The following is a 22,221-nucleotide window of genomic DNA, read 5'->3' on the forward strand; positions in this document are numbered from 1 at the left end:
CATCCGGCCTGTAGTCTGGGCGTTTCCGGATACGCAGAATATAGCGAGAAAGGGGGAATTTCATCGCCAGACTGCCGCGACGGGTGCATCGTGCCCGATGGCGCCAACAAGGAGAACCCCGCACGGGAGCACGTTGGCAGAAAACAACAACGCCAGCCCGGTATGGCGGCTGGCGTGGTCATGCTGGCGGCGGGTTATCACTCTCAAAGCGTGCTGGCGACGCTGGCCTGGCTGGCCATGCGTGATGGCGGCAGCGGCGCGGACGTGCCGGCAGACAGCACCGGCGCCGCGTGACGCAAGCCGGGCACGCCAATCAGCCCGCGGGCGCGGGCAATGGCTACGGCTTCGGTCCGCGTGGCTGCACGCAGTTTCGACAAAATGGCGCTGACGTGCGTTTTGATGGTGCCCGCTGAAATACCCAGCGCCTGGGCAATGGCCTGGTTGCCCAGGCCCAGCGCCACATTCTGCAAGACATCCATCTCGCGCAGGGTCAGCGATTCATGCCCCAGACTGTTCACCAGTTTCTGGGCGATGGATTTGCAGACATACGGGCTGCCTTCCACCAGTTTTTCTACCGCCGTGATCAACTCTTGCGCATCGCAATTGCAGATCATGTACCCGTGCACACCCACGCTCATGGCCTGGTGGACATCCCACTCCAGATCACGCGCGGTCATCACCAGCACGCGCGGCGCACGGCTGGGATACCAGGCGCTGCCTTTGTGGCGGCGGATAAACTGCGTCGCAAAGTCATAGTCTGCAATCAGCACATCTGCTTTCATCATGTCCAGCGTGGCATCCCCGCCACTGGCCCGCATTCTGGCCCGGATACCGGGCACGCCCGCAAGAATGGCCATCAGGCCCCAGGCGATGACGGGATCGCAGTGCGCTACTTCTACTTCGACAGTCATATCGGCTCTCATGACACACTCCACTGTTTTGAATTCGTTGCAAGTCTCCATCCGGTGGCATGCAATCCGTGGATTCTGCTGATCCCGTCCTGCCGCATTGCCGGCAGCGCGCTTGCCCCGAGGAGAAAGATACCGGTTTGTATCAAAGCGCAAATCCCCGATGCGAACGCACTTGAAACCCCACTTTCGTGCTAGCCGGCATTGCCCGCCCTTCCCGCCCGCCCGCCTTGTGCTGCCATGCCTGCAGCCGCTGCCGCCACCGGCCGGCCTTGTCTGGACGGACGTACCTGACCTGATACAAACTCCCCTGAAAGGGGCATGCCAATGTATTAACCGGCATGCCACACTACCGCCCGGACTAGCCCATGCTGGCCGGATTTTGCCCAGACCAGCCGGATACCCCGCTGGACTTTCTGCGTTCAGGAATGGCCATGAACCCCATTACCATCATGACGGTCGATGACCACCCGCTGCTGCGCGCCGGCATTACCGGCGCACTGGAATTCGAGGCCGACATGACCGTGGTGGCCGAGGCCGGCAACGGGCTGCAGGCGGTAGAGTTGTTCCGCGAACATCGCCCGGATGTCACGCTGATGGATGTGCGCATGCCGGAAATGAACGGCATCAGCGCCATGACCCAGATCCGCAAGGAATACCCGGACGCGCGCATCGTGGTGCTCACCACTTATGAAGGCGACGTGCAGGCCCTGCGCGCCATCAAGGCCGGTGCGGCCGGTTATCTGCTGAAAAGCATGCTGCGCAAAGAGCTGATCGACACCATCCGCATGGTGCACGCCGGGCAAAAACGCATTCCGCCCGAGATTGCCAACGACCTGGCGCACCACATGGCCGACGAAGCGCTGAGCACGCGAGAGGTAGAAGTGCTGCGGCGGGCCGCGTCGGGCATGTCCAACAAGCGCATCGGCAGCGATCTGTTCATTTCTGAAGAAACGGTCAAATCGCACATGACCAATATCTTGTCCAAGCTGTCGGCTACCGATCGCACGCACGCGGTCACCATTGCGCTCAAGCGCGGGATTCTTGATCTGCACTAAGCCCGCCCGCGGCCACCGCTATTGAACAGACCAAAGCAGGCGCGGTGTTTGATAGTGATTACCTATGAAAATGGATGGTAATTTTCATTTCCCAGGCAACTTGTCATTGCCAATAATGATCTCACCATCGCAATCCCGATCCGGGTTCCGTTTCAACCCATTTCACAGGAAGAAGAGGAAAACATCATGGACATTCATCTGGGTATCCCTGAAAAAGACCGCAAGGAAATTGCCGACGGTTTGTCACGTCTGCTGGCCGACACCTACACGCTTTATCTGCAGACCCACAATTTCCACTGGAACGTGACCGGGCCCATGTTCAACACGCTGCACCTGATGTTCGAGGCGCAGTACACCGAACTGGCACTGGCCGTTGACCTGATTGCCGAGCGCATCCGCGCGCTGGGTTTTGTGGCACCGGGCACCTACAGCGCCTTCGCCAGACTGGCGCGCGTTGAGGTGGTGGAAAACGTGCCGGAAGCCACAGAAATGATCCGTATCTTGCTCAAGGGTCAGGAAACCGTGGTCCGCACCGCGCGCGAACTGCTCGATACGGTGGGCAACGTGAACGATCAGGCCACCGACGATCTGTTGACCCAGCGCCTGCAAACGCACGAAAAAACCGCCTGGATGCTGCGCGCGCTGCTGCAGTAACCGGTTCACCCGGCTGGCCAGCGTCAAGGCGCAAAAAAGCCCCGCATTGCGGGGCTTTTTCACGGCAGATGCAGCGGCTTATTCGTCACCCACCAGATCTTTTCGCAACTGCTCGGGCACGTTGTAGAGCACGATGGTGTCGTTGCTCTTGTTGTAGATCACGTCGCCAGAGCGAATCGCGCCGCGATCGAACTCCAGCTTCCAGCCCGGCGCCGTCGTCTTGAAACGCTTGAGCGGCTTGATGGCGCGGCGATCCGGCACAAAGCCGTCGTTAAGCTGCAGGCTTTCATCGGCCAGCGTCTCCCGCATTTTCTCCGGCTCATCCGGCCAGATTCTTTCTGCGACATCGGCAATGCTGACCGAGCGCGCATCGTTACCCAGTTCATCCAGATAACCGTGGGCGCGCTCGAACAATTCATCACGCGCGGCATGGCCCAGCTGCGTCGTCGCTACAAAGTTCTCCAGCCCCTGAACCAGCTTCTGGGTTTCCTTGAGTGCAGTGACCACATCATTGCAACCCAGGAACAGCTTGAAGTACGCGGCCACATCGCCCCGCCCTTTCAAGAAGCTCAGGTAACGATCCTGCCCCTTTTGCCACGCGGTCAGATCAACCCGGCCGGCCACGCGCAGGGTGTTCATGTCCAGATGCAGCGAATCGGTAATGTGCATGCCATCGGTAATGGCCGTGCCCATGATTTCAGACACCAGCGCCACCAGCAAAAAGTCTGCTTCTTCATCTTTGCCGCGCGCAAACAGTACAAAACCGCCAGTGGCCAGGGCTTCTTGCTCTGCCCGCAGTTGCAGCTGCGACATCATGCCGCGCGTGAGCGTGATGAAATCGATCGACTGGTCGATCACATGTGCGCGCACCAGCCCCGGCACGGCAAACTGGGTTTCATCTTCTTCAAACTTGCCAAAGCCCTTGCCCAGCCGGGCCACATATTGCTGGCACAGATGATCTACCAGGCGTTGACCGGCCGGCGTTACCGGCAGTACCGCATCGCGCAGGGCAACGCTGGCCGGGCCGTTGGCTTCTTTGATGAGTTGGTGAACGACCAGGTCACGGATGGTGACGGGTTGGGTAGACATAAAGCACCTGCGCAGAAAGACAAGACAAGCGAGCGCATGGCGCCCGCGAAACAGGCCGCCATTGTACCGTGTCAGACCGACCCGGCCGGAGAATATTGCGCGGCGTGGCCATTATGCCCCCGCGGCCTGGCAAGACGGCGCGCTGGCTTTGACGGGTAGGTCAAACTCGTTCCCACGCCTTCATATCAAACGCCCTTCAATTGCGCATCAATATCAACCAAATCCTATTTTTAGCGAACCGGATATTCACTTATTTTTTGTCACCCGTTCTTTTAACCCATCACTTCACGTTATCCAGGATATATGCAGAATTTCAGCAAAATCACGCTGGTATCCGTCACCGGTATGGAAGACGCACGCAAAGCGGCAGATGCGCTTTCCTTCAGCCATCAACAAAGCCTGGTGCAAGGGCCTTGTTATGCAGCCCCAAACCGCCGCCCAATCTTCCCGCGTATATAGAGCACCGGGTAATTGCCAAACTGGGTTATACCGAATACAGCCTGTTTATTTTATTTGCGCTATGGCATGTCATTGAAACCGATTTTGCGCTGATTATCCAGGATGACGGCTGGGTACTGGATGCCGCCAACTGGCGTGACGAATTCTTCAATTACGACTACATCGGCGCCCCCACCTGTCATGGCCGCGTTGATACCGCCACCGGCACCCAATGGCTGGCAAGTTTCGAGTGGTGGGACCATCTTAACAAACCCGGCTCCAGCGTCTACCCGATTCTCAATGGCGGCTTCAGCCTGCGCAGCAAGCGCATGTTACGGGTGTTCATTGATCACCCGCAGCTTGAGATAAAAATCCCCCGGCCCAATTCCCTTGCCTTCAATCCACTGCGTATGCGCTGGCGAAGTTATGCTCCTAACGAAGACGCACAACTCAGCGCAATTTTACGGCCACAACTGGAAAAACTGGGCATCAAATATGCACCCATTGATTTGTGTTGCCATTTTTCCGCTGAAGACACCGGGCCTTATTACAACGAAATGGATTTCCAGAACCTGTTTGGTCATCATGCCTCATGGCGACGCCTGATCAGTATTGATCCACCCACGGTGCAATACCGGTTGACGCGGAATATTGTGCAGCAGGCGCGGAGAGAGCGCGATATTGTACGCATGTTTGAGGATCGCGGATATATCGTTCAATTTCCTGAATAGTAAAAACTGAAAAACCGAATCAGCAAGAGATATATCGCAATCCATTTGCAACCATCCAGATCTTGTTACGCAGCAATAATGCGACTACCCAGGAAAATGAAAGAGCCCTGGCTTGCGCGTTGGGTCATTCATTCAGCGGCGCTAATGTGCATTGCCTCTCGTTAAACCGGCAATACCGGGGAATACTGCGGCGCTGAAAACCGCAGCGGCAAGGCGCCGGGCAAGCGCAGCGCACGCGTAACCTGCATATCCACCAGCCGTTGTGCGCCCGCAAAGCCGGCAAGGCGCGGGCCGTCCCAGATCACCTGGGTGGTCACGCTGACCAGCAACAGATCACCAGTTGCAAAATCCACAAACAACAAGCCGGCGCGGGGCTCCAGTTGCAGGTTGCCCAGCGTGCGGAAATGAAAATTGCCCATGTAATCGGGCAAAGTCAGCCCACCGTCTGCATTCACCGCCACAAACCCCGGTGCGCCGCCGCGGTGCGAGATATCCACGCCTTGCCATGGCCGCTGCGCTGCTGGGGCGATCAGGCAACTCGTGGCGATAAACAGCGTATCGGCCCGGCTGATCAGCGTGCTGGCGGCGTCATCCAGCGCATCCAGCCAGACGGGCTGCCCCGGGTGATAATCCTGCGGCGCCACAAAGTTCGCATCGCGGCTCTGGATATATTTGGGGCAATTACCAAACGCTTGGTCGACGGCAATCACAAATCCGCCGTCAGAGAGCCCGGCAATCTGGCCGTTGAGCCGGTTGCGGCGCCGCGTGGGCAGTTCGATTCCCAGCACGCCCAGTTGCGCACCAACCACCAGGTTTTGCGCCAGCGGATCACCCGCCAGCGGCCGGGCGCTGACCGCTACATGGGTATCGTCCAGGGCGCTGACAAAACCCGGTTGGGCAGCAAGGATGGAAGCCCAGGGCTGGCCGCTCCGGTCCACGCTGCCCACCAGCAAGAACGGCAGCTGCGGGTAGAAGTCCTGATGCTGTTGCGGCAGGAAAGCGCGGATCGTGCGCTGGCCGATCAGCGCCATCTTGTCGCCCATGCCCAGTTGCGACTGAATCTGCAGCGAGGCAGCGTGAAACGGAGAGCCGGTTCTGGTCCAGCCGGGATCAGGCGTGGCCATGGCTTAACCCTCCACCGCCGCCAGGCCCACCGCGCTGCGCTGCATGGGCACAAAGTCCGGCAGTTGTTCAATGCGGCTTAGCCACTGGCGCACGTGCGGGTACGCCGCCAGCGACACGTTGCCTTCCGGCGCGTGGGCGATGTACGCATAGAACGCCAGGTCTGCCAGCGTTTCATGCTCCGCCGCCAGAAACGCGTGCGTGCTCAGCCAGTCCTCCATCACCTGCAACAGGTCATGGGCAATTTGCTGCACGCGCCCGGTATCGATGGGCTTGTTGAACAAGGTGGCAACGCGGGCCGCCGCCGGGCCGGAGGCCAGCGGGCCTGCCGCCACCGCCAGCCAGCGCTGCACCGCCGCTGTGGCTTCTGGCGGCTCGGGCAGGTAACGCTGACCGCCGTATTTGCGTGCCAGATAAACCAGAATCGCCGCGGAATCGGCCACCACGGTGCCGTTGTCGTCGATCACCGGCAGCAGGCCAAAAGGGTTGAGCTGCAAGAACGCTGGCGTTTTGTGCTCGCCCTGTTGCAGATTGATCTCTACCCGTTGATACGGCAAATGCATGAGTTCCAGCAGCAACTCTACGCGGTGACAGTGGCCAGACAAGGCGTGGCGATACAAGCGGATGGGTTCTTGCGGATGCGCAGACATGGCAGTGGTTCCTGGGTGGTCGGTCACAAAAACGGCAGGGACAAGTTCATGCGGACATTTATAAACCGAACGTTCGGTACAGTGAAAGAGAAAAAAGATGAGCGGCAATATCGCCGCCCGCTTTTGCGCTCATTCAAACCAGCGTCGTCATGCTGCTCCGCCCAGTAACCGGCCTGGCAACTCCGCCACAATCCGCCGGAATGTCGCTGTATCGTCCAGCGCGTGGCTGACCACCAGCGCGCCATGCACAGAGATCACTACATCTTCCGCCCGCCGCTGTGCTTCGGCCTCGGTCAACCCGCCATCGCACGCGACCCCGGCCAAGGCGTCGATCAATAGCTGCAGCCGTTCACCCAGGCGCTGGCCAAACAACTCGCCGGCCTCGCCCACCGCAAACACATTGGTCAGGCAGGCACTCTTGCCGCCGGAATAAAACGTATCCAGCGCGCTGGCAAAGCGGGCGATGCGCGCTTGCGGATCACCTTCTTCCTGCAAGGGCGCCAGCATGTTCTGCCGTACAAATTCGCTGGCGCGCACCAGCACGGCGGCGCCCATGTCGGCCTTGCCGTTGGGAAAATAGTGATACAGGCTGGAGCGCCCCAGCCCCGTGGCTTCAGACAAAATAGACAAGCTGGCGCCGTCATAACCGTGATCACGGAACACCTGCATCAGGGTGTCGACAACTTCTTCGCGGGTTGAAAGCTGGGCGGCCATGGTGTTGTATCGAACGATCGGAACAATGCCAGCCTACGCCCGTCTGTCATCCTGTACAACTTGGTGATGCGGGGGCCGGGCCAGCAAAACCGCCGCTTGCAGCGTGCTGCGGTACAAATTCAAAAAATTTATCTGTCATGCTGTAATGGATGAAAATCTGGTGCGACCAAGCTTGCAAGGCCACTTGATACGGCCTGATACCCCCAACCACGTTATGACGGAGAATCACCATGGACCAAAAGCAACGCCTCATCGCCTCTGCCTTCGCCGCTGCCCTGACCTGCGGTGTCGCCCTGTCTGCCCACGCCGCAGATGCCAATGCCAACAATGAAAAATGTTATGGCATTGCCAAGGCTGGTCAGAACGACTGCGCCGGCAACGGCCACGCCTGCGCCGGGCAATCCAAGAAAGACATGGATGCGGGTGACTGGAAATACGTCCCGGCCGGTTCTTGCGAAAAAATGGGTGGCATGACCAAGGCCATGGGCAAGTAATACTGCCTGCCACTGACCGGAGCCGCCCGTGACGACCGCCCTCAACACCCTGCCCGTCGCCGCTGGCCTGGGTTTGCGCTCGCCGCATATCCAGGAGGTGCTCTCTACCAGGCCAGATGTCGCCTGGTGGGAAGTACACAGCGAAAACCACTTTGGTGGTGGTGCGCCATTGGCGGTGTTGCGGGCCGTGCGTGAGCGTTATCCGGTCAGCCTGCATGGCGTCGGGCTGGGGCTGGGCAGCCCCGGCCCGCTAGAGGCCAGGCATCTGGACCAGCTGGCAGCGCTGGTGGCTGCCATCGAGCCCGCATCGGTCTCTGAGCATCTGGCCTGGAACCGCTACAACGGCCAGTGTTTTAACGATTTGCTGCCGGTACCGCGACTGGCGGGCGCGCTGGATCAGCTGATCCGCAATATTGATACCGTACAAAACCGGCTCAAACGCCCGATCCTGCTGGAGAACGTCTCCAGCTACGTGGTGTTTGAACAAGAAGACATGACCGAAGCCGCACTGCTGGCAGAACTAGTCGCGCGCACCGGCTGCGGCATTTTGCTGGACGTGAACAACCTGTACGTCAACACGCTCAATCACGGCGTTGATCCGCTGGAAGAAATCCGCCGCCTGCCGCTGCATGCGGTGGGAGAAATCCATATTGCCGGGCATGAACGCTTTGACGATGTGGTTATCGACACCCATGGTGCGCCGGTGTGCGCGGCGGTCTGGCAATTGCTGGATGCCACGCTGGCCCTCACCGGCCCGCGCCCGGTACTGCTGGAACGCGATACCCATATCCCGCCGCTGACCGGTTTGCTGGATGAATACGCTCAGGTCGCAGCCCATCTGGCCGCCGCGCTGCCGGTACAAGCGGAGGCAGCATGAGCTACGCCGACGCCATCGCCCGTTTTGCCGCGGCCCTGACTGACGGTGCCGACGCTGCCGTGCCGGTGACGGCGGCCACGCGCGGCAATCTGGGCTACTACCGCGGCAACGTCCAGGCCAATCGCAGCAGCGCGTTGCAGTCGGCTTTTGCGACGGTGCATGCGCTGGTGGGCGAGGCGTATTTTGCCGCGCTGGCGCAGGCATACCAGCGTGCCGAGCCCTCAACCTCCGGCAACCTGCATGACGATGGCGCGCACTTCGCCCGTTTTATTGCGACATTTCAACCGGCGCAGTCGTTGCCGTTTCTGGCCGATGTCGCCCGGCTGGACTGGGCCATGCACCGGGCACATTTTGCGGCTGACCTGCCCGCAGCGGATCTGGCGCCCTTGCAAAACCTGGCGGCCGATCAGTTTGGCCTGGTCGCCTTTGCGCTGCATCCGGCAGTGGACGTCGTTCGCTCGGCGCACTGGCCGGTTCATGCCATTTACGCCATGCACCACGGCGGCCCTGCCGCGAGCCTGGATACGGGTGGCGAGGCCGTTCTGGTAATGCGCGATGCCATCGAAGGCATTGATCACGCCAGCGCTGAGTTCACGCTGGCATTGCAGCAACAACACAACATCAATAACGCGTGTGAGGCGGCCTGGCAGATCGCGCCGGATTTCGATCCCGGCCCGGTTCTGGGCACCCTGTTTGGCCGTGGTCTCATCACCGCGCTACACCTGCCGTTCTGAACAAGGAACACCCCGATGAATACCCTGATTACGTGCTGCGCCCGCTCGCAGCCTGGCCGCCTGTACGCTCTCGGTACGCGCATTGCCGCCGCGCTGGCGCCCGTGGTTGACCTGATCGCCCGGGTTTACGTGGCGCATGTGTTCTGGTTGTCCGGTCTGACCAAACTGAATGACTGGCACATCACGCTGGCCCTGTTTGCCGATGAATACAAAGTGCCACTGCTGCCGCCCGCCGTCGCTGCGGTGATGTCGACCACGGGCGAGATCGGGTTCTCCATTCTGTTGACGCTGGGCCTGGCGGGGCGCTTTTCTGCTGCCGGCCTGTTTGTGATCAACGCGGTGGCACTGATCTCTTACCATGCCTCGCTCGATGCCGCCGGCGTGAAAGACCACATCTTGTGGGGCACGATCCTTGTCTTTCTGATCGTGCACGGCGTGGGCGTGTTGTCGGCCGACGGCTGGCTCAAACGCCAACTGGATCGGGGCGGTTGATGACGCACGCAGCCAGGCGACAGCGGGTATAATTCACTGCCCTTTGTCCTCGCCGTGACCCGCCATGACCGTTTCCGCCAGCCAGCAAGAACAGATAGACCTCGCGATTGCCCACCTGCGCGCCGGCGGGCTGGTGGGTTTGCCGACCGAGACGGTCTATGGCCTGGCTGCAGACGCTGATAACCCGGAAGCCGTGCGCAGCATTTTTGCGCTCAAAGGCCGCCCGGCAGATCACCCGGTCATCGTGCATGTGGCCGGCGTGGCCCAACTGGCTGACTGGGCGCAGAATATTCCCGATGCCGCTTATAAACTGGCCGGCGCCTTCTGGCCCGGCCCGCTTACCCTGATTTTGCAGCGCCAGCCGCACGTGCCCGATGCCGTGACCGGTGGCCAGGACACCGTCGGCATCCGCGCACCGTCGCACCCACTGGCGCACGCGCTGCTCAAGCAATTCGGCGGCGGGATCGCGGCGCCTTCGGCCAACCGCTTTGGCCATGTCAGCCCGACCACCGCCCAACACGTGCGGGATGAGTTTGGTGACGCGCTGCCACTGGTGCTGGATGGCGGCCCGTGCGATATCGGCGTGGAATCGACCATCGTCGGTCTGACGGGTGATCAGCCCACCTTGCTGCGCCCGGGTGGCGTGCCGCGGGAAGCCATTGAAGCGCTGCTGGGCGTGCCACTGGTGCATCACCAGAAATCCGACACCGCCAACGTGCGCGTCTCTGGCCTGCTTGATTCGCACTACTCGCCGCGCACCCCGCTGGTCACGGGCGCAGCCAGCATGGTCGATGACCAGGCCTATCTGGCGTTCGAGCGCGGCCAGCGCGTGGTGCTGGTTACCTGCGGCGAGCGCGACATCCCCATCTGCGGGATAGACGTACTGCAATTGCCGGCCGACCCGCAAAGCTACGCCCAGCAAATCTACGACACGTTGCGCCAGCTTGATCGCAAGAGCTACCACACCATCTTTCTGGAACTGCCACCGCACACCGCGCCGTGGCTGGCAGTACAAGACCGGCTGCACCGCGCGGCGCACACGCGGCTGGGGTGATCCGGCAACGTGCCGGGGGCAAGAAAAAAACCGCCTTGATGGCGGTTTTTTCATGCAGCGGCCAGCGTGCGTTGCCGCTTGTCTCTGGCTGCTGCAAAAAACGCGGTTTTTTTGCAAAAAAACACGCTGTTTTCCAGGCTCGCGCCGCATCACTCAAATCTTTGTTTTACAAAGGGATATCCTGCTAAAACAAAGGTGAATTACGGCGCTGGCAGCCGTTGTGGCGGCCACTGTGTTTTGCATTTCATCAAATCTCCATTTTCATGGAGAAAAAACACGTTAATATACGCGCCTTTCAAGGACGTCCCAGACCGGCCCCGGCCCCGCGGCGGACATGGGTTTGCAACGTTTTTACACGTTGCGGGTCACATGCTTTCTGACGCCTGCCTGCCGCCATGCGGAGGATGAGCACCGCTCTTATCCAGAACGGATTGCTCTAGCGCCCATTTTTTCTAGCTGCGCCTATAAGCCTCGTGCCCGAAGCGCTAATGTTTTTATTTGAAGGACATTGGCATGCGATTTTATTTTCCCCTTGTAATCATCGACGAAGACTTCCGCTCGGAAAACACCAGCGGCTCCGGCATTCGTGAACTGGCTGCGGCCATTGAGTCCGAAGGCATGGATGTGATCGGCTATACCAGCTATGGCGATCTGACGTCATTTGCGCAGCAGCAAAGCCGCGCAGCCGGTTTTATTCTGTCGATTGATGACGAGGAGTTCGGTGGCGGCAGTGCAGAAGAAACCACCACTGCGCTGACCAGCCTGCGGCACTTTGTTGAAGAAATCCGCCGTCGCAACCCGGATATTCCGATTTACCTGTATGGCGAAACGCGCACCGCTCGCCATATCCCGAACGACATCCTGCGTGAACTGCATGGCTTCATTCACATGCATGAAGACACGCCGGAGTTCGTGGCGCGCCATATCATCCGCGAAGCCAAGTCTTACCTTGATACCCTGGCGCCGCCGTTCTTCCGCGCGCTGACGCATTACGCCCAGGACGGTTCTTACAGCTGGCACTGCCCGGGTCACTCTGGCGGCGTGGCGTTCCTGAAGAGCCCGGTCGGCCAGATGTTCCACCAGTTCTTTGGCGAAAACATGCTGCGCGCCGACGTCTGCAACGCGGTGGATGAACTGGGCCAGTTGCTGGACCACACCGGTCCGGTCGCCGCGTCCGAGCGCAACGCGGCACGTATTTTCAATGCCGATCACTTGTTCTTTGTCACCAACGGCACATCCACCTCCAACAAGATTGTGTGGAACTCTACCGTGGCTCCGGGCGACATCGTGGTGGTGGATCGCAACTGCCACAAATCCATTTTGCACGCCATCATGATGACGGGCGCCGTGCCGGTGTTCCTGATGCCGACGCGTAACCATTACGGCATCATCGGCCCGATTCCGCGCAGCGAGTTCGAGCCGGAAAACATCCGCAAAAAGATGCTGGCCAACCCGTTCTGCCGCGAAAAGCTGGAAGCCAATCCGGATGTGAAGCCACGCGTGCTGACGATCACGCAATCCACGTACGACGGCATCATGTACAACGTGGAAGAAATCAAAGGCTTGCTGGACGGCGAGATTGAAACGCTGCACTTTGATGAAGCCTGGCTGCCGCACGCGGCATTCCATGATTTCTACGGTGATTACCACGCCATTGGCGAAGGCCGCCCGCGTTGTAAAGAATCGATGGTGTTCTCGACGCAATCCACCCACAAACTGCTGGCCGGCCTGTCGCAGGCGTCGCAGATTCTGGTGCAGGACGCCGAGCAAACCCAGCTGGATCGCGACATTTTCAATGAAGCGTATCTGATGCATACCTCCACCAGCCCGCAGTACGCCATTATCGCCAGCTGCGATGTGGCCGCGGCCATGATGGAAGCCCCGGGCGGCACCGCGCTGGTGGAAGAATCCCTTGCTGAAGCGCTGGATTTCCGCCGCGCCATGCGCAAGGTGGATGAAGAGTACGGTGACTCCTGGTGGTTCAAGGTCTGGGGCCCTGCTGATCTGACCGACGAAGGTCTGGATCACCGTGACGCCTGGATGCTCAAAGCCGGTGAAGAATGGCATGGCTTTGGCGACGTGGCCGAAGGCTTCAACATGCTGGACCCGATCAAGGCCACCATCATCACCCCGGGCCTGAACATGGCGGGCGATTTCTCGGAGTCGGGCATTCCGGCGTCGATCGTCTCCAAGTATCTGGCCGAGCACGGCGTGGTGATCGAGAAGACCGGCCTGTATTCGTTCTTCATTCTGTTCACCATCGGCATTACCAAGGGCCGCTGGAACACGCTCTTGACCGCGCTGCAACAGTTCAAGGACGACTACGACAAGAACGCGCCGCTGTGGCGCATTCTGCCGGAGTTCGTTCAGCAGTTCCCGCAGTACGAACGCATCGGCCTCAAAGACCTGTGCCAGCAAATCCACGGTATCTACAAGGCCCGTGATGTGGCGCGCCTGACGACAGAAATGTACCTGTCTGATCTGGTCCCCGCGCTCAAGCCGGCCAAGGCCTTTGCCAAGATGGCGCACCGCGAGATCGAACGTGTGCCGCTGGATGAACTGGAAGGCCGCGTCACCGCCGTGATGCTCACGCCCTACCCGCCGGGCATTCCGCTGCTGATTCCGGGTGAAGTCTTCAACAAGACCATTGTTGATTACCTGAAGTTTGCCCGTGAGTTCAACCAGCGCTTCCCGGGCTTTGAGACCTACATCCATGGTCTGGTGGCGGTGCAAGAAAACGGCCTGACCAGTTATTACGTCGATTGTGTGAACTGAAAACCCGCCATCCGGCCTTGCCCGCGCAAGGCTGATATGCGTCAAACGCCCTGACCTTGTTCAGGGCGTTTTTATTTGTAAGTCATTCCTTACAACTTGATCGATCAACGCCTGGTTTTGACCGACAAATGCCAAAAGTCGGCAAGCTGTTTGCCAAAGACAATTTAATCCTTACGACGAAAAGCCGATTTTTAGCAAAAAACCCACATTTTTGGCGACACTACTGTCTAAAAGCGCAAGGAAGAAAATTCTAATATACACTGCCTGAACCGCCTGTTAGCCAAGCCGCCAAAAGTGACTAGACCTGATCCCGCTGCCCTGATTGAAGAAGCGCAACGCTGTGTTGCCTCCGATCAGTCGCGCGCGCTGGAACTGGTGCGGCGGGCGCGTCGCCATGTGGCGCCGGACGAGCACACGCAACTGGCGCAATGCTGGATTACCCAGGCCCATGCCTATTGGGGCCGCCGCCAATTTGCCCAGGGGTTGAACGCCGCGCGCCGTTCTTTGCGGCTGTTGCAGAACTCGCCCGCAGAACGGGCCCAGGCCTTGTGGGTCATGGCCGAATGCCAGCGCGGTCTGGGCCGTTATGCCGGTGCGCTGGATGCGTGGATGGCGTGCCTGGAAATTTCCATGATGAGCCGCCAGACCGAACTGGCCGCCGTCGCCTGTGCCGGTATCGGCAATTACTACCAGTTAATTGAAGACACGCAACACGCGCTGACCCTGCGCCGTCAGGCTTATGAATTTGCCTGCCAGAGCAAAGACCCGGCCACCATCGCCAAATGCGCCATCGCGCTGGCCGGTGATTACGTGCGCCAGCATATGTCGCATCAGGCCCTGCCCTTGCTGCAGGTTGCCCAAGACCTGATCACGCCGGAACGCGAACCGACCTGGTGGGCGGAAACGCTGTATTACCAGGGCTTGCATGCCTTCCAGAACGGCAACAGCCAGCGAGCCCAGCGCGATCTGAACGAAGCGCTGACGCTGGCGCGCCAGTCAGACTCGCCCTGGGTGACCGTGCAATGCCTGAAAGAACTGGCGCGCCTGCACCGCAACAGCGGTCGCTATGAAGCCGCGGTCAGCGATCTGCAAGAGGCGATCACGCTCGCCCACGAATTTGACACCGGCCATTTGCTGCAGTCGCTGTATCTGGTGCTGTGCACTTCTGAAGAAGCCCGTGGCCACTTTGAAGCGGCACTGGCCGCGCATGAGGCCTATCACGCAACCCGCCTGGCGTATCTGAAACGGCTGGATGAACCGGGCTGCCGACCCTCCCCCAGCCGCCTGGCGCAGCTGCAATTGCGGCTGGAAGTGATTCAGGCACGCAAGGAAAACGACCTCTTGCAAGAGCGCCAGGCCGCCACCCAGCAACGTGCTGCCAATCAGGCGCGGCTGGCCTTGCGGGCCGATCTCTCGCCCATTGAACGCGGCGGGCTGGAACAAGAATTGTTGCGGCTGGATGGCCAGGCCACCAGCCTGTTGAATATCCGGCTGGAAAACCTCAACGAGATCAGCGAGCACTATTCGTTTGCGATTGGCGACCAGGTGCTGTCTGACCTGGGCCGGCGCCTGGCGATTTTTGCGCGCCACAAGTCGTGCCACGCCGCGCGTTATTCCACCGCCAGTTTTGTGCTGGTGGTGCCGGCAGAGCAGCAGCACAGCGTGCTGGAGGCGCTGGTCGTCGAACTGGAAGAACTGATCCGCCACATGCAAAGCCCCGCTGCCCGTATCTGCCTGCGCGCCTGTCGCGTGCATGATCCCAGAACCGCGCTGCGCAGCGTGCTCAAAGCCCCGGTGCTGGCGCGCTTCCCCAGCATGAACCCGCTGGAGCAACCATGACGCAGGGCGGGCACGCACATTTGCTGGATACCGAACTCGACCTCATTGCCGACATGTTGATGAGTGCGCCGGAAGAAGCACGCCGGGTGGCGCTTAACATTGCCGAAGAAGCCGCCGTGCTGCACAGCCAGGCCACACTGGCCCGCGCCCGGCTTTTTCACGCGCTGACGCTGATGTACCAGGGGCAACTGGAAACCGGCACGCCGCTGCTGGAACGCGCCATTGAGGCCGCCCGCCGTCACCGCCTGACCGAAGACCTGCCCGTGGCGCTGGATCAGGCCGCCGACAGCGTCTTGCTGCAAGGCCGCTTTGATCAGGCCATGCGCTACTGGGTGGAATGCCTGGAACTGGCCATTGCCGCGCGCAACACCGCGCTATGCGTACGCAGCCACCTGGGCATCGGCAAGATCCACTTTGCGCTGGGCGATTTTGAAGCCGCCAAGACGCATCATTTGCGCTCGGCCGAATACGGCCACACCTTCTACGATCCGACCATTTATTGCGCAACCTACCTGTGCCTGGCTGCTGATTTTCTGCGGCTGGAACAAACGCCCAGCGCGTTTGTGGCGCTGAAGATTGCGCACGATGCCCTGCCCAAAGCACGGGGCAAAGCGACCTGGCAGATCGAACTGGCGGCCTATTACGCTGAAGCGCATACCAGCAATGGCGATTACGTCGCCGCGCAAACCTGGGTTGATGAAGCGCTGGACGCATGCGAGCAAGGCTCGCAGCGCCAGCAATGGGGCGAAATCATCACCCGCATTGCCTGGGCCGGTTTGCTGGAACGACAAAACAAGCGCGCCGACGCCTTGACGCAATTGCACCAGGCCCTGGATGACGCACTGATCCTGAACGCGCCCAGCCTGATCCTGCGCATTCATCACCAGCTTTATCAGGTCAACAAGGCCTTCGGCCAGTTTGAGGCCGCGCTGCATCATCACCGCGCCTGGCATCAAGCGCTGGAATCGCAAAGAGCGCGGCTGAACGAGCAAAAACTGCAACACGCCACCCAGCGCCGGCTGGCGCGGCTGGAACAGCGCATGGAGCTGGAACGGGCCCGCCACGAAAACCACCGCCTGCTGGCGCGCGTGCAAACGCATGAACAAACCATCCAGACGCTCTCCAGCGTGGCACAGACCGACGCCCTGACTGGCGCCTGGAACCGCCGCGCGCTGGAAGAACGGCTGGCGCGCCTGCATGAAGAATCCTGCAACGATGGCTGGCCGCTGTGCGTGCTGATGATCGATCTGGATCACTTCAAAGAGATCAACGACCGCTTCACCCATATTCTGGGCGACCAGGTGCTGCAGGGCGTGGTGCAATTGATTGCCTCTGCCTGCCGCAGCGACGAATTCATCGCCCGTTACGGCGGTGAAGAATTCACCCTCTTGCTCCCCGGCCTGCAACTGGCCGGCGCACTGCAGATTGCCGAACGCATCCGCACCACCGTCAACGAACACACCTGGCCCGCGTTGCCGGACGTGCGCCTGACCGTCAGCATTGGCGCAGCAGAACTGCACGAAGGTGAAGCCGCGGCCTCTTTGCTGGCCCGCGCCGACATGGCCTTGTATGAGGCCAAGCGCAGCGGGCGCAACAAGGTGTGCCAGGCGGCAGAAAACTAAGCGGCCACCGTCTGGCGGGTCTGCCGGCCTTCAGGTTTGGCTGCGCCTTGCGTGATGTCGCATACATCCTCATGTATGCCCCACACGCCACAGAGAGACCCGCCATGCCCGAACGCACCGTCAGGATTCCCGGCCCGGATCATCCCATCACCCTCACCCGCGAAGGCCAGCACGTGCTGATCAAAGCGTTGGGCCATACGCTGGTCGATACCCGCAACGCCATCACCTTGCGTGAAGCCAGCTACCCGCCGGTGTATTACATCCCGCGCGAAGACGTGGACATGGGTTTGCTGGCGCGCTCCAGCCACGAAACCTGGTGCCCGTACAAAGGCGAATGCCATTACTACAACATTGCCGCCGATGCCGAGCGCGGGCTGAATGCGGTCTGGACGTACGAAACGCCGCACGATGCCGTCGCCGACATCAAGGGCTATCTGGCGTTTTATCCGGATCGCGTCAACATCCAGGTCAGCTGATCAGCCCTGGACGGAGGCCGAAACAATCAGCATCATCGGCCGCTCGCGCTCCGGTGCCAGCGCCGGCACCTTTGCTACCTGCGCTGGCGTGGGCGCAAACTCGTTGATGTGCTGCAAATGAAACCCGGCCTCGATCAGCGTATTGAGCGTGGTTGCCAGCGTGCGGTGATATTTGATGACGCCATCGACAAACCAGTCAGTGCAGCGCTCGCCCTCATCGGCATAGCGGTTGACCGGCCAGGTGTCGCGGCCGTCCTCATCCTTGATCCAGTGGGCGTGGTTTGCCGCCATGAAGACCGGATGCTCAATGGTGAACACCAGCTGCCCGCCCGGTGCCAGCGCCTGCCGGATCGTGCGCACCAGGCGGCTGAAGTCCGGGACGTAATGAAATGCCAGCGCGCTATAAACCAGATCAAACGCCGCGGCCGGCAAGCTCAACGCATCCAGATCAGCAATGGCGTATTCAATGGCCGGGTCCTGCGTCATGGCGCGGGCCCGTTCAATCATCTTTTGCGACAGATCCAGACCCAGCACCGACGCGGCGCCTTGCTCCCGCAGCCAGCGGGCGGCCCAGCCAAAACCGCAGCCCAGGTCTGCCACGCGCAGGCCCGTTACCGGCGGCAACACGGCACGAATGGCGGGCCATTCCGGCGCACCATCCAGACCGATCACCTGGCGGGGCAGTTGGGTGTAACCGTCAAAAAAAGCCGCGTTGTCGTAAATGTTCTGCGCCATGATTCATTGATCCCGGTTGCGTGCCTGCATGGCACTTTACCGCAACCGGCCAGGCACGGAAAAAACGGGCGCCCAAGCGCCCGTTCCGGTCAGTGCCGCGTGCGGGATCAACGCACCACGTCATTGTGCTTTTTATTCCAGACCCGGTTGGATTGATGGTTCTCTGCCATCTGGATATGCCGCTGCTCGCCCTGCCCCACGTGCCCGTTGCGGGCGGCACGCGCTTGCAGATGATCATCATGCGCCTGGCCGCGTTCCAGCTTGCCGGTTTCCCGGTTGGTCAGCGCACCGCTTTTCACACCGTTTTCAATGCGCTGATCCTGATTGACGTTGCGTTGCACGTCGGCTTGCATACGCTGGCTGGAAGCCGAGTTGGGGTTGCCGCGCGCACCATTGGTTTCATCCCGGTTGATGGCCTGGCTGACCTGATTCTGGTCACGCTGGATGCGGGCTTTTTCTGTCGCAGACAGATTGCCGTTGCGCTCGGCATTGGCCTGCGCCCGATCCACGCGGGACTCATCCTGCTCCAGCCGGCCAGCCTCTTTGGTGGTCAGCGAGCCATTCTGCAGACCCTGCTCGATCCGTTCTTGCTGGTTGGTATCACGCTGGACTTCAGTCGCCGTGTCAGCCGCGTAGGCACCCATCACGATGAAAGTACCGGCAACTGCAAGCAAAAGGCGGGAAACGTTTTTCATGATGTATCTCCTGGGTTATTGGTGTCTGCGGGTTTGGGTACCCACATAAGCCAATAACGGGGTCGTTTCATTGCGCGACGACCCGCAAATACATCAGCTTGTAACGCGGTGAACAAAACTGTGGATGGGATCACAGGCGAGGATTTTGCGGTCAACCTGCGCTCATTTGCTGCATTAATCCGGCTTTTACGCGGCCTTCAGGTCAAACGGCGTGATATTGAATTCTGCCCGCCGCTGCTCCCATTGCCACAGGTCGTGCGCGTTTTGCAGGTTCATCCAGACCTGCGGCGTGGTACCCAGTGCAATAGACAAGCGCATGGCCATTTCCGGCGTCACCGAAGCATGGCCGTTCACAATGCGTGACATGATGGTGCGGGACTGCCCGATGCGGGCGGCCAACTCACTGATGCTGATGCCAGATGGATCAAGCCACATGGCCTTGAGCACCTCGCCCGGGTGTGGTGGGTTATGCATTTGCATGATCGGCTCTCAGTGGTAATCCAGATAATCAACGATGTACGCATCGCCGTTGCGGAACTCAAACGTAATCCGCCAGTTGGCGCGCACGGTCACCGACCACAGGTGAGATTTGTCTCCCCGCAACCGGTGCAGGCGCAGGGTAGGTGCGCACAGATCACGCTCAATCTCCACGGCCTGATCAAGTAAAGCGAGCACAATACGCAAACGGCTCGCGTGGGCCGGCTGAATGCCCGCTTTGCTTGCGGTTTCAAAGAAATGCTGCAGCCCTGCGTGACAGAACGACTTGATCATGAGGTGGGTGCGAATAAAAATTATCGCACAAATGTAAACATTTTGTTTACACCACCCAAGCACGAACCTGCTTCCCGTTGATGGCGCGCAAAGCAGGCTTTACTGCGCCAGCGCCGCCCCCACCTCTTCCACCGGGCTGCGGCCGAAACAGCGTTTGAATTCGCGGCTGAACTGGGAGGGGCTTTCGTAGCCGACGCGGTTGGCGGCGGCGCTGACGTTCAGCCCGTCCTGCACCATCAGCAAAAGCGCTTTGTGCAGTCGCACGCGCTTGAGGTATTGCAGCGGCGAGGTAAACGTCATGGCCTTGAAATTGTGATGGAAGGCCGAGACGCTCATGTTGGCTTCCTGCGCCAGGGTGTCGATGTCCAGCGCGGAGGCGTATTCGGTATGCATGCGCCGCAGGGCACGGGCCATGCGGCTGAAGTTGCCCTGGCGCCCCACCACGGCCCGCAGCGCGGTGCCCTGGCTGCCCTGCAAGGCACGGAACACGATTTCCCGTACCAGTTGCGGGCCCAGCACATGGCTTTCCAGCGGGTTTTGCAGGCATTGCATCAGGCGCAGCACGGCGTCGTTCAGCGTGCAATCTTGCGGCACCGAGGCCATGGGGACATCCGGGCTGGTTTCGGCATGATTGATGTCTGGCAGGGTTTCCATTTGCAGCAGTAACTCGCGCAGCAAACCGGAATCCACCGGGATGCGCACGCCCAGGAATGGCTCGGTGCCATGGATTTGCGTCTCGCATTCAAACGGCAGCGGCACTGACATCACCAGGTAGTTGTGCGCATCGTATTGCCAGGTGTGCTCGCCCAGATAACCCACCTTGCGTCCCTGGGCGATCACAAAAATGCCTGGTTCATAGAACACCGGAATGCGCGGCGTATTCTGGTTCACGCGCATCAGCGTCACACCGGGCAGGCTGGTCTCGGTGATGCCGTATTCCGGCTGCAATTGCAGGATCAGGTCGGCAAGCGGCTGGTTAACGGGCAAATAGCTGGCATTCATGATTTTGTCACAGGCTGGAAACAAGGCTGGACGAATGTATCAGCGTATCCGCGCGCGCGACAGGTGTTGCGAAGCGGATCAGCAGAATCAGGCAAGTGTTCCGCAGAAACGGGCATTCAAGCGCGCGGCACACTCTTCAATAATACGCAGCAGTTTCCCTGCCTGCCGGCGGGGATGCCCGCAACATGACAGGAGAAAATCATGGCTTTGAATATCCGTAGTTTTGCCACGCAGTCGGCTACCTCGTCGCTGGCCCCTGCGCTGGTCACCCGTCGTGACCCGCGCGCCAACGATGTCGTGATCGACATTCTGTATTGCGGCGTGTGTCACTCTGACCTGCATCAGGCCCGCAACGACTGGCACAACAGCATTTACCCGATGGTGCCTGGCCACGAAATCATCGGCCGCGTGACCAGCGTGGGCGCCAGCGTCAGCAAATTCAAGGAAGGCGATCTGGTCGGCGTGGGTTGCCTGGTGGATTCCTGCCAGCATTGCGCCGCGTGTGCCGAGGGCCTGGAGCAGTATTGCGAGGCCTACCCGACCCCGACGTACAACGGCGTGGATCGTCACGATGGCATGCCGACGTTTGGTGGCTATTCGGAACGCATCGTGGTGTCCGACAAATTTGTGGTCAACGTGTCTGACAAGATCGACCTCAAGGCGGCCGCGCCGCTGCTGTGCGCCGGTATCACCACGTACTCGCCGCTCAAGCACTGGAAAGTGGGCAAAGGCAGCAAGGTTGCGGTGATTGGTCTGGGCGGTCTGGGCCATATGGGCCTGAAGTTTGCCAAGGCCATGGGCGCGGACGTGACGCTGTTTACCCGCTCGCCGGGCAAGGAAGCCGAAGCCCGCCGTCTGGGTGCAGATCACGTTGTTTTGTCGACCGATCAAGCCCAGATGGACGCCGTTGCCAACGCGTTCGACTTCATTCTGGACACCGTGCCGTACTCGCATGACCTGAACCCGTACGCCAATACGCTCAAACGCGATGGCACGCTGGTGCTGGTCGGCCTGATCGGCCCGGTAGAACCTGCGCTGATGACCGTACCGCTGGTGATGCGCCGTCGCCAGATTGCCGGTTCGTGCATTGGTGGTATCGCAGAAACCCAGGAAATGATGGATTTCTGCGCCGAGCACAATATCGTCAGCGATATTGAAGTGATCGACATCCAGAACATCAACGATGCCTACGAGCGCATGCTCAAGAGCGATGTGAAGTACCGCTTCGTGATTGACATGAAGTCGTTGCAGAAGTCGTTCTGATCCCGTCCACACTGGTTGGCGCCAATAA

At 60.1% G+C, this 22,221-nt stretch carries 23 protein-coding genes; 13 read left to right on the forward strand and 10 right to left on the reverse strand.

Going from position 1 to position 22,221, the window contains the following annotated elements:
• Positions 1 to 203: 203 nt before the first annotated feature.
• Positions 204 to 911, reverse strand: a complete 708-nt coding sequence (locus IEX57_RS06850) for a response regulator transcription factor (protein ID WP_188703553.1) — start codon at positions 909 to 911, stop codon at positions 204 to 206.
• A gap of 431 nt (positions 912 to 1,342) precedes the next feature.
• Here IEX57_RS06850 and IEX57_RS06855 point away from each other — a divergent pair, with 431 nt between their 5' ends.
• Positions 1,343 to 1,966, forward strand: a complete 624-nt coding sequence (locus IEX57_RS06855) for a response regulator (protein WP_188703554.1) — start codon at positions 1,343 to 1,345, stop codon at positions 1,964 to 1,966.
• Between the two features lie 186 nt (positions 1,967 to 2,152).
• Positions 2,153 to 2,620, forward strand: coding sequence for a Dps family protein (locus tag IEX57_RS06860; protein ID WP_188703555.1), 468 nt, complete (start codon positions 2,153 to 2,155; stop codon positions 2,618 to 2,620).
• Positions 2,621 to 2,698: 78 nt separating this feature from the next.
• Here the strand turns inward: IEX57_RS06860 and IEX57_RS06865 are convergent, their stop codons facing one another.
• Positions 2,699 to 3,709, reverse strand: a complete 1,011-nt coding sequence (locus IEX57_RS06865) for a nucleoid-associated protein (protein ID WP_188703556.1) — start codon at positions 3,707 to 3,709, stop codon at positions 2,699 to 2,701.
• A gap of 200 nt (positions 3,710 to 3,909) precedes the next feature.
• Between IEX57_RS06865 and IEX57_RS06870 the strand changes: the two genes are divergently transcribed.
• A complete protein-coding gene (locus tag IEX57_RS06870; RefSeq protein ID WP_229708880.1) occupies positions 3,910 to 4,878 on the forward strand; it encodes a DUF5672 family protein in 969 nt (322 codons plus the stop codon).
• 161 nt (positions 4,879 to 5,039) lie between these two features.
• Here IEX57_RS06870 and IEX57_RS06875 read toward each other — a convergent pair whose 3' ends face one another.
• The 3 genes from IEX57_RS06875 to IEX57_RS06885 form a co-directional block, all read right to left on the reverse strand.
• Complete coding sequence (locus IEX57_RS06875; protein ID WP_188703557.1) at positions 5,040 to 6,002, reverse strand: pyridoxamine 5'-phosphate oxidase family protein; 963 nt, start codon at positions 6,000 to 6,002, stop codon at positions 5,040 to 5,042.
• 3 nt (positions 6,003 to 6,005) lie between these two features.
• A complete protein-coding gene (locus IEX57_RS06880) occupies positions 6,006 to 6,650 on the reverse strand; it encodes a glutathione S-transferase family protein (protein ID WP_188703558.1) in 645 nt (214 codons plus the stop codon).
• A gap of 147 nt (positions 6,651 to 6,797) precedes the next feature.
• Entirely contained in the window at positions 6,798 to 7,364 is a 567-nt protein-coding gene (locus IEX57_RS06885) for a TetR/AcrR family transcriptional regulator (protein ID WP_188703559.1), read from the reverse strand.
• 230 nt (positions 7,365 to 7,594) lie between these two features.
• Here IEX57_RS06885 and IEX57_RS06890 point away from each other — a divergent pair, with 230 nt between their 5' ends.
• From IEX57_RS06890 to IEX57_RS06930, 9 genes are all read left to right on the forward strand, one after another.
• Positions 7,595 to 7,858: a BufA1 family periplasmic bufferin-type metallophore gene (locus IEX57_RS06890; protein WP_188703560.1), complete on the forward strand. Its 264-nt coding sequence runs from the start codon at positions 7,595 to 7,597 to the stop codon at positions 7,856 to 7,858.
• A gap of 28 nt (positions 7,859 to 7,886) precedes the next feature.
• Complete coding sequence (gene bufB, locus IEX57_RS06895) at positions 7,887 to 8,735, forward strand: MNIO family bufferin maturase (protein WP_188703561.1); 849 nt, start codon at positions 7,887 to 7,889, stop codon at positions 8,733 to 8,735.
• Positions 8,732 to 9,469: an HvfC/BufC N-terminal domain-containing protein gene (locus IEX57_RS06900; protein ID WP_188703562.1), complete on the forward strand. Its 738-nt coding sequence runs from the start codon at positions 8,732 to 8,734 to the stop codon at positions 9,467 to 9,469. Before bufB ends, IEX57_RS06900 begins: the two co-directional genes overlap by 4 nt.
• A gap of 15 nt (positions 9,470 to 9,484) precedes the next feature.
• The gene (locus IEX57_RS06905; RefSeq protein WP_188703563.1) at positions 9,485 to 9,961 is read left to right on the forward strand and encodes a DoxX family protein; all 477 of its coding nucleotides are present in this window, start codon (positions 9,485 to 9,487) and stop codon (positions 9,959 to 9,961) included.
• Positions 9,962 to 10,025: 64 nt separating this feature from the next.
• Positions 10,026 to 11,015: an L-threonylcarbamoyladenylate synthase gene (locus tag IEX57_RS06910; protein WP_188703564.1), complete on the forward strand. Its 990-nt coding sequence runs from the start codon at positions 10,026 to 10,028 to the stop codon at positions 11,013 to 11,015.
• Positions 11,016 to 11,528: 513 nt separating this feature from the next.
• Positions 11,529 to 13,790, forward strand: a complete 2,262-nt coding sequence (locus IEX57_RS06915; protein ID WP_188703565.1) for an arginine/lysine/ornithine decarboxylase — start codon at positions 11,529 to 11,531, stop codon at positions 13,788 to 13,790.
• Between the two features lie 294 nt (positions 13,791 to 14,084).
• Positions 14,085 to 15,629 (forward strand): diguanylate cyclase domain-containing protein, encoded by a 1,545-nt coding sequence (locus tag IEX57_RS06920; RefSeq protein WP_188703566.1) that lies wholly within the window; start codon positions 14,085 to 14,087, stop codon positions 15,627 to 15,629.
• Positions 15,626 to 17,251 (forward strand): diguanylate cyclase, encoded by a 1,626-nt coding sequence (locus IEX57_RS06925; protein ID WP_188703567.1) that lies wholly within the window; start codon positions 15,626 to 15,628, stop codon positions 17,249 to 17,251. The genes IEX57_RS06920 and IEX57_RS06925 overlap by 4 nt, the downstream gene beginning before the upstream one ends.
• Positions 17,252 to 17,355: 104 nt before the next feature.
• The gene (locus tag IEX57_RS06930; RefSeq protein WP_188703568.1) at positions 17,356 to 17,727 is read left to right on the forward strand and encodes a DUF427 domain-containing protein; all 372 of its coding nucleotides are present in this window, start codon (positions 17,356 to 17,358) and stop codon (positions 17,725 to 17,727) included.
• Here IEX57_RS06930 and IEX57_RS06935 read toward each other — a convergent pair whose 3' ends face one another.
• The 5 genes from IEX57_RS06935 to IEX57_RS06955 form a co-directional block, all read right to left on the reverse strand.
• Complete coding sequence (locus IEX57_RS06935; protein ID WP_188703569.1) at positions 17,728 to 18,462, reverse strand: class I SAM-dependent methyltransferase; 735 nt, start codon at positions 18,460 to 18,462, stop codon at positions 17,728 to 17,730. It abuts the gene before it with no gap.
• A gap of 107 nt (positions 18,463 to 18,569) precedes the next feature.
• Positions 18,570 to 19,157 (reverse strand): hypothetical protein, encoded by a 588-nt coding sequence (locus IEX57_RS06940; RefSeq protein WP_229708883.1) that lies wholly within the window; start codon positions 19,155 to 19,157, stop codon positions 18,570 to 18,572.
• A 186-nt stretch (positions 19,158 to 19,343) separates the two neighbouring features.
• On the reverse strand, positions 19,344 to 19,637 hold the full coding sequence (locus tag IEX57_RS06945; RefSeq protein ID WP_229708887.1) for a HigA family addiction module antitoxin: 294 nt from the start codon (positions 19,635 to 19,637) through the stop codon (positions 19,344 to 19,346).
• A gap of 9 nt (positions 19,638 to 19,646) precedes the next feature.
• Positions 19,647 to 19,928: a type II toxin-antitoxin system RelE/ParE family toxin gene (locus IEX57_RS06950; protein WP_188703570.1), complete on the reverse strand. Its 282-nt coding sequence runs from the start codon at positions 19,926 to 19,928 to the stop codon at positions 19,647 to 19,649.
• 99 nt (positions 19,929 to 20,027) lie between these two features.
• Positions 20,028 to 20,930 carry an AraC family transcriptional regulator gene (locus tag IEX57_RS06955; RefSeq protein ID WP_188703571.1) on the reverse strand — a complete coding sequence of 301 codons (903 nt, stop codon included), beginning with the start codon at positions 20,928 to 20,930 and terminating at the stop codon, positions 20,028 to 20,030.
• Between the two features lie 201 nt (positions 20,931 to 21,131).
• Between IEX57_RS06955 and IEX57_RS06960 the strand changes: the two genes are divergently transcribed.
• Positions 21,132 to 22,193, forward strand: a complete 1,062-nt coding sequence (locus IEX57_RS06960) for an NAD(P)-dependent alcohol dehydrogenase (RefSeq protein WP_188703572.1) — start codon at positions 21,132 to 21,134, stop codon at positions 22,191 to 22,193.
• The last annotated feature ends 28 nt before the right edge of the window (positions 22,194 to 22,221 follow it).

Source organism: Silvimonas iriomotensis (assembly GCF_014645535.1).
GTDB lineage: Bacteria > Pseudomonadota > Gammaproteobacteria > Burkholderiales > Chitinibacteraceae > Silvimonas > Silvimonas iriomotensis.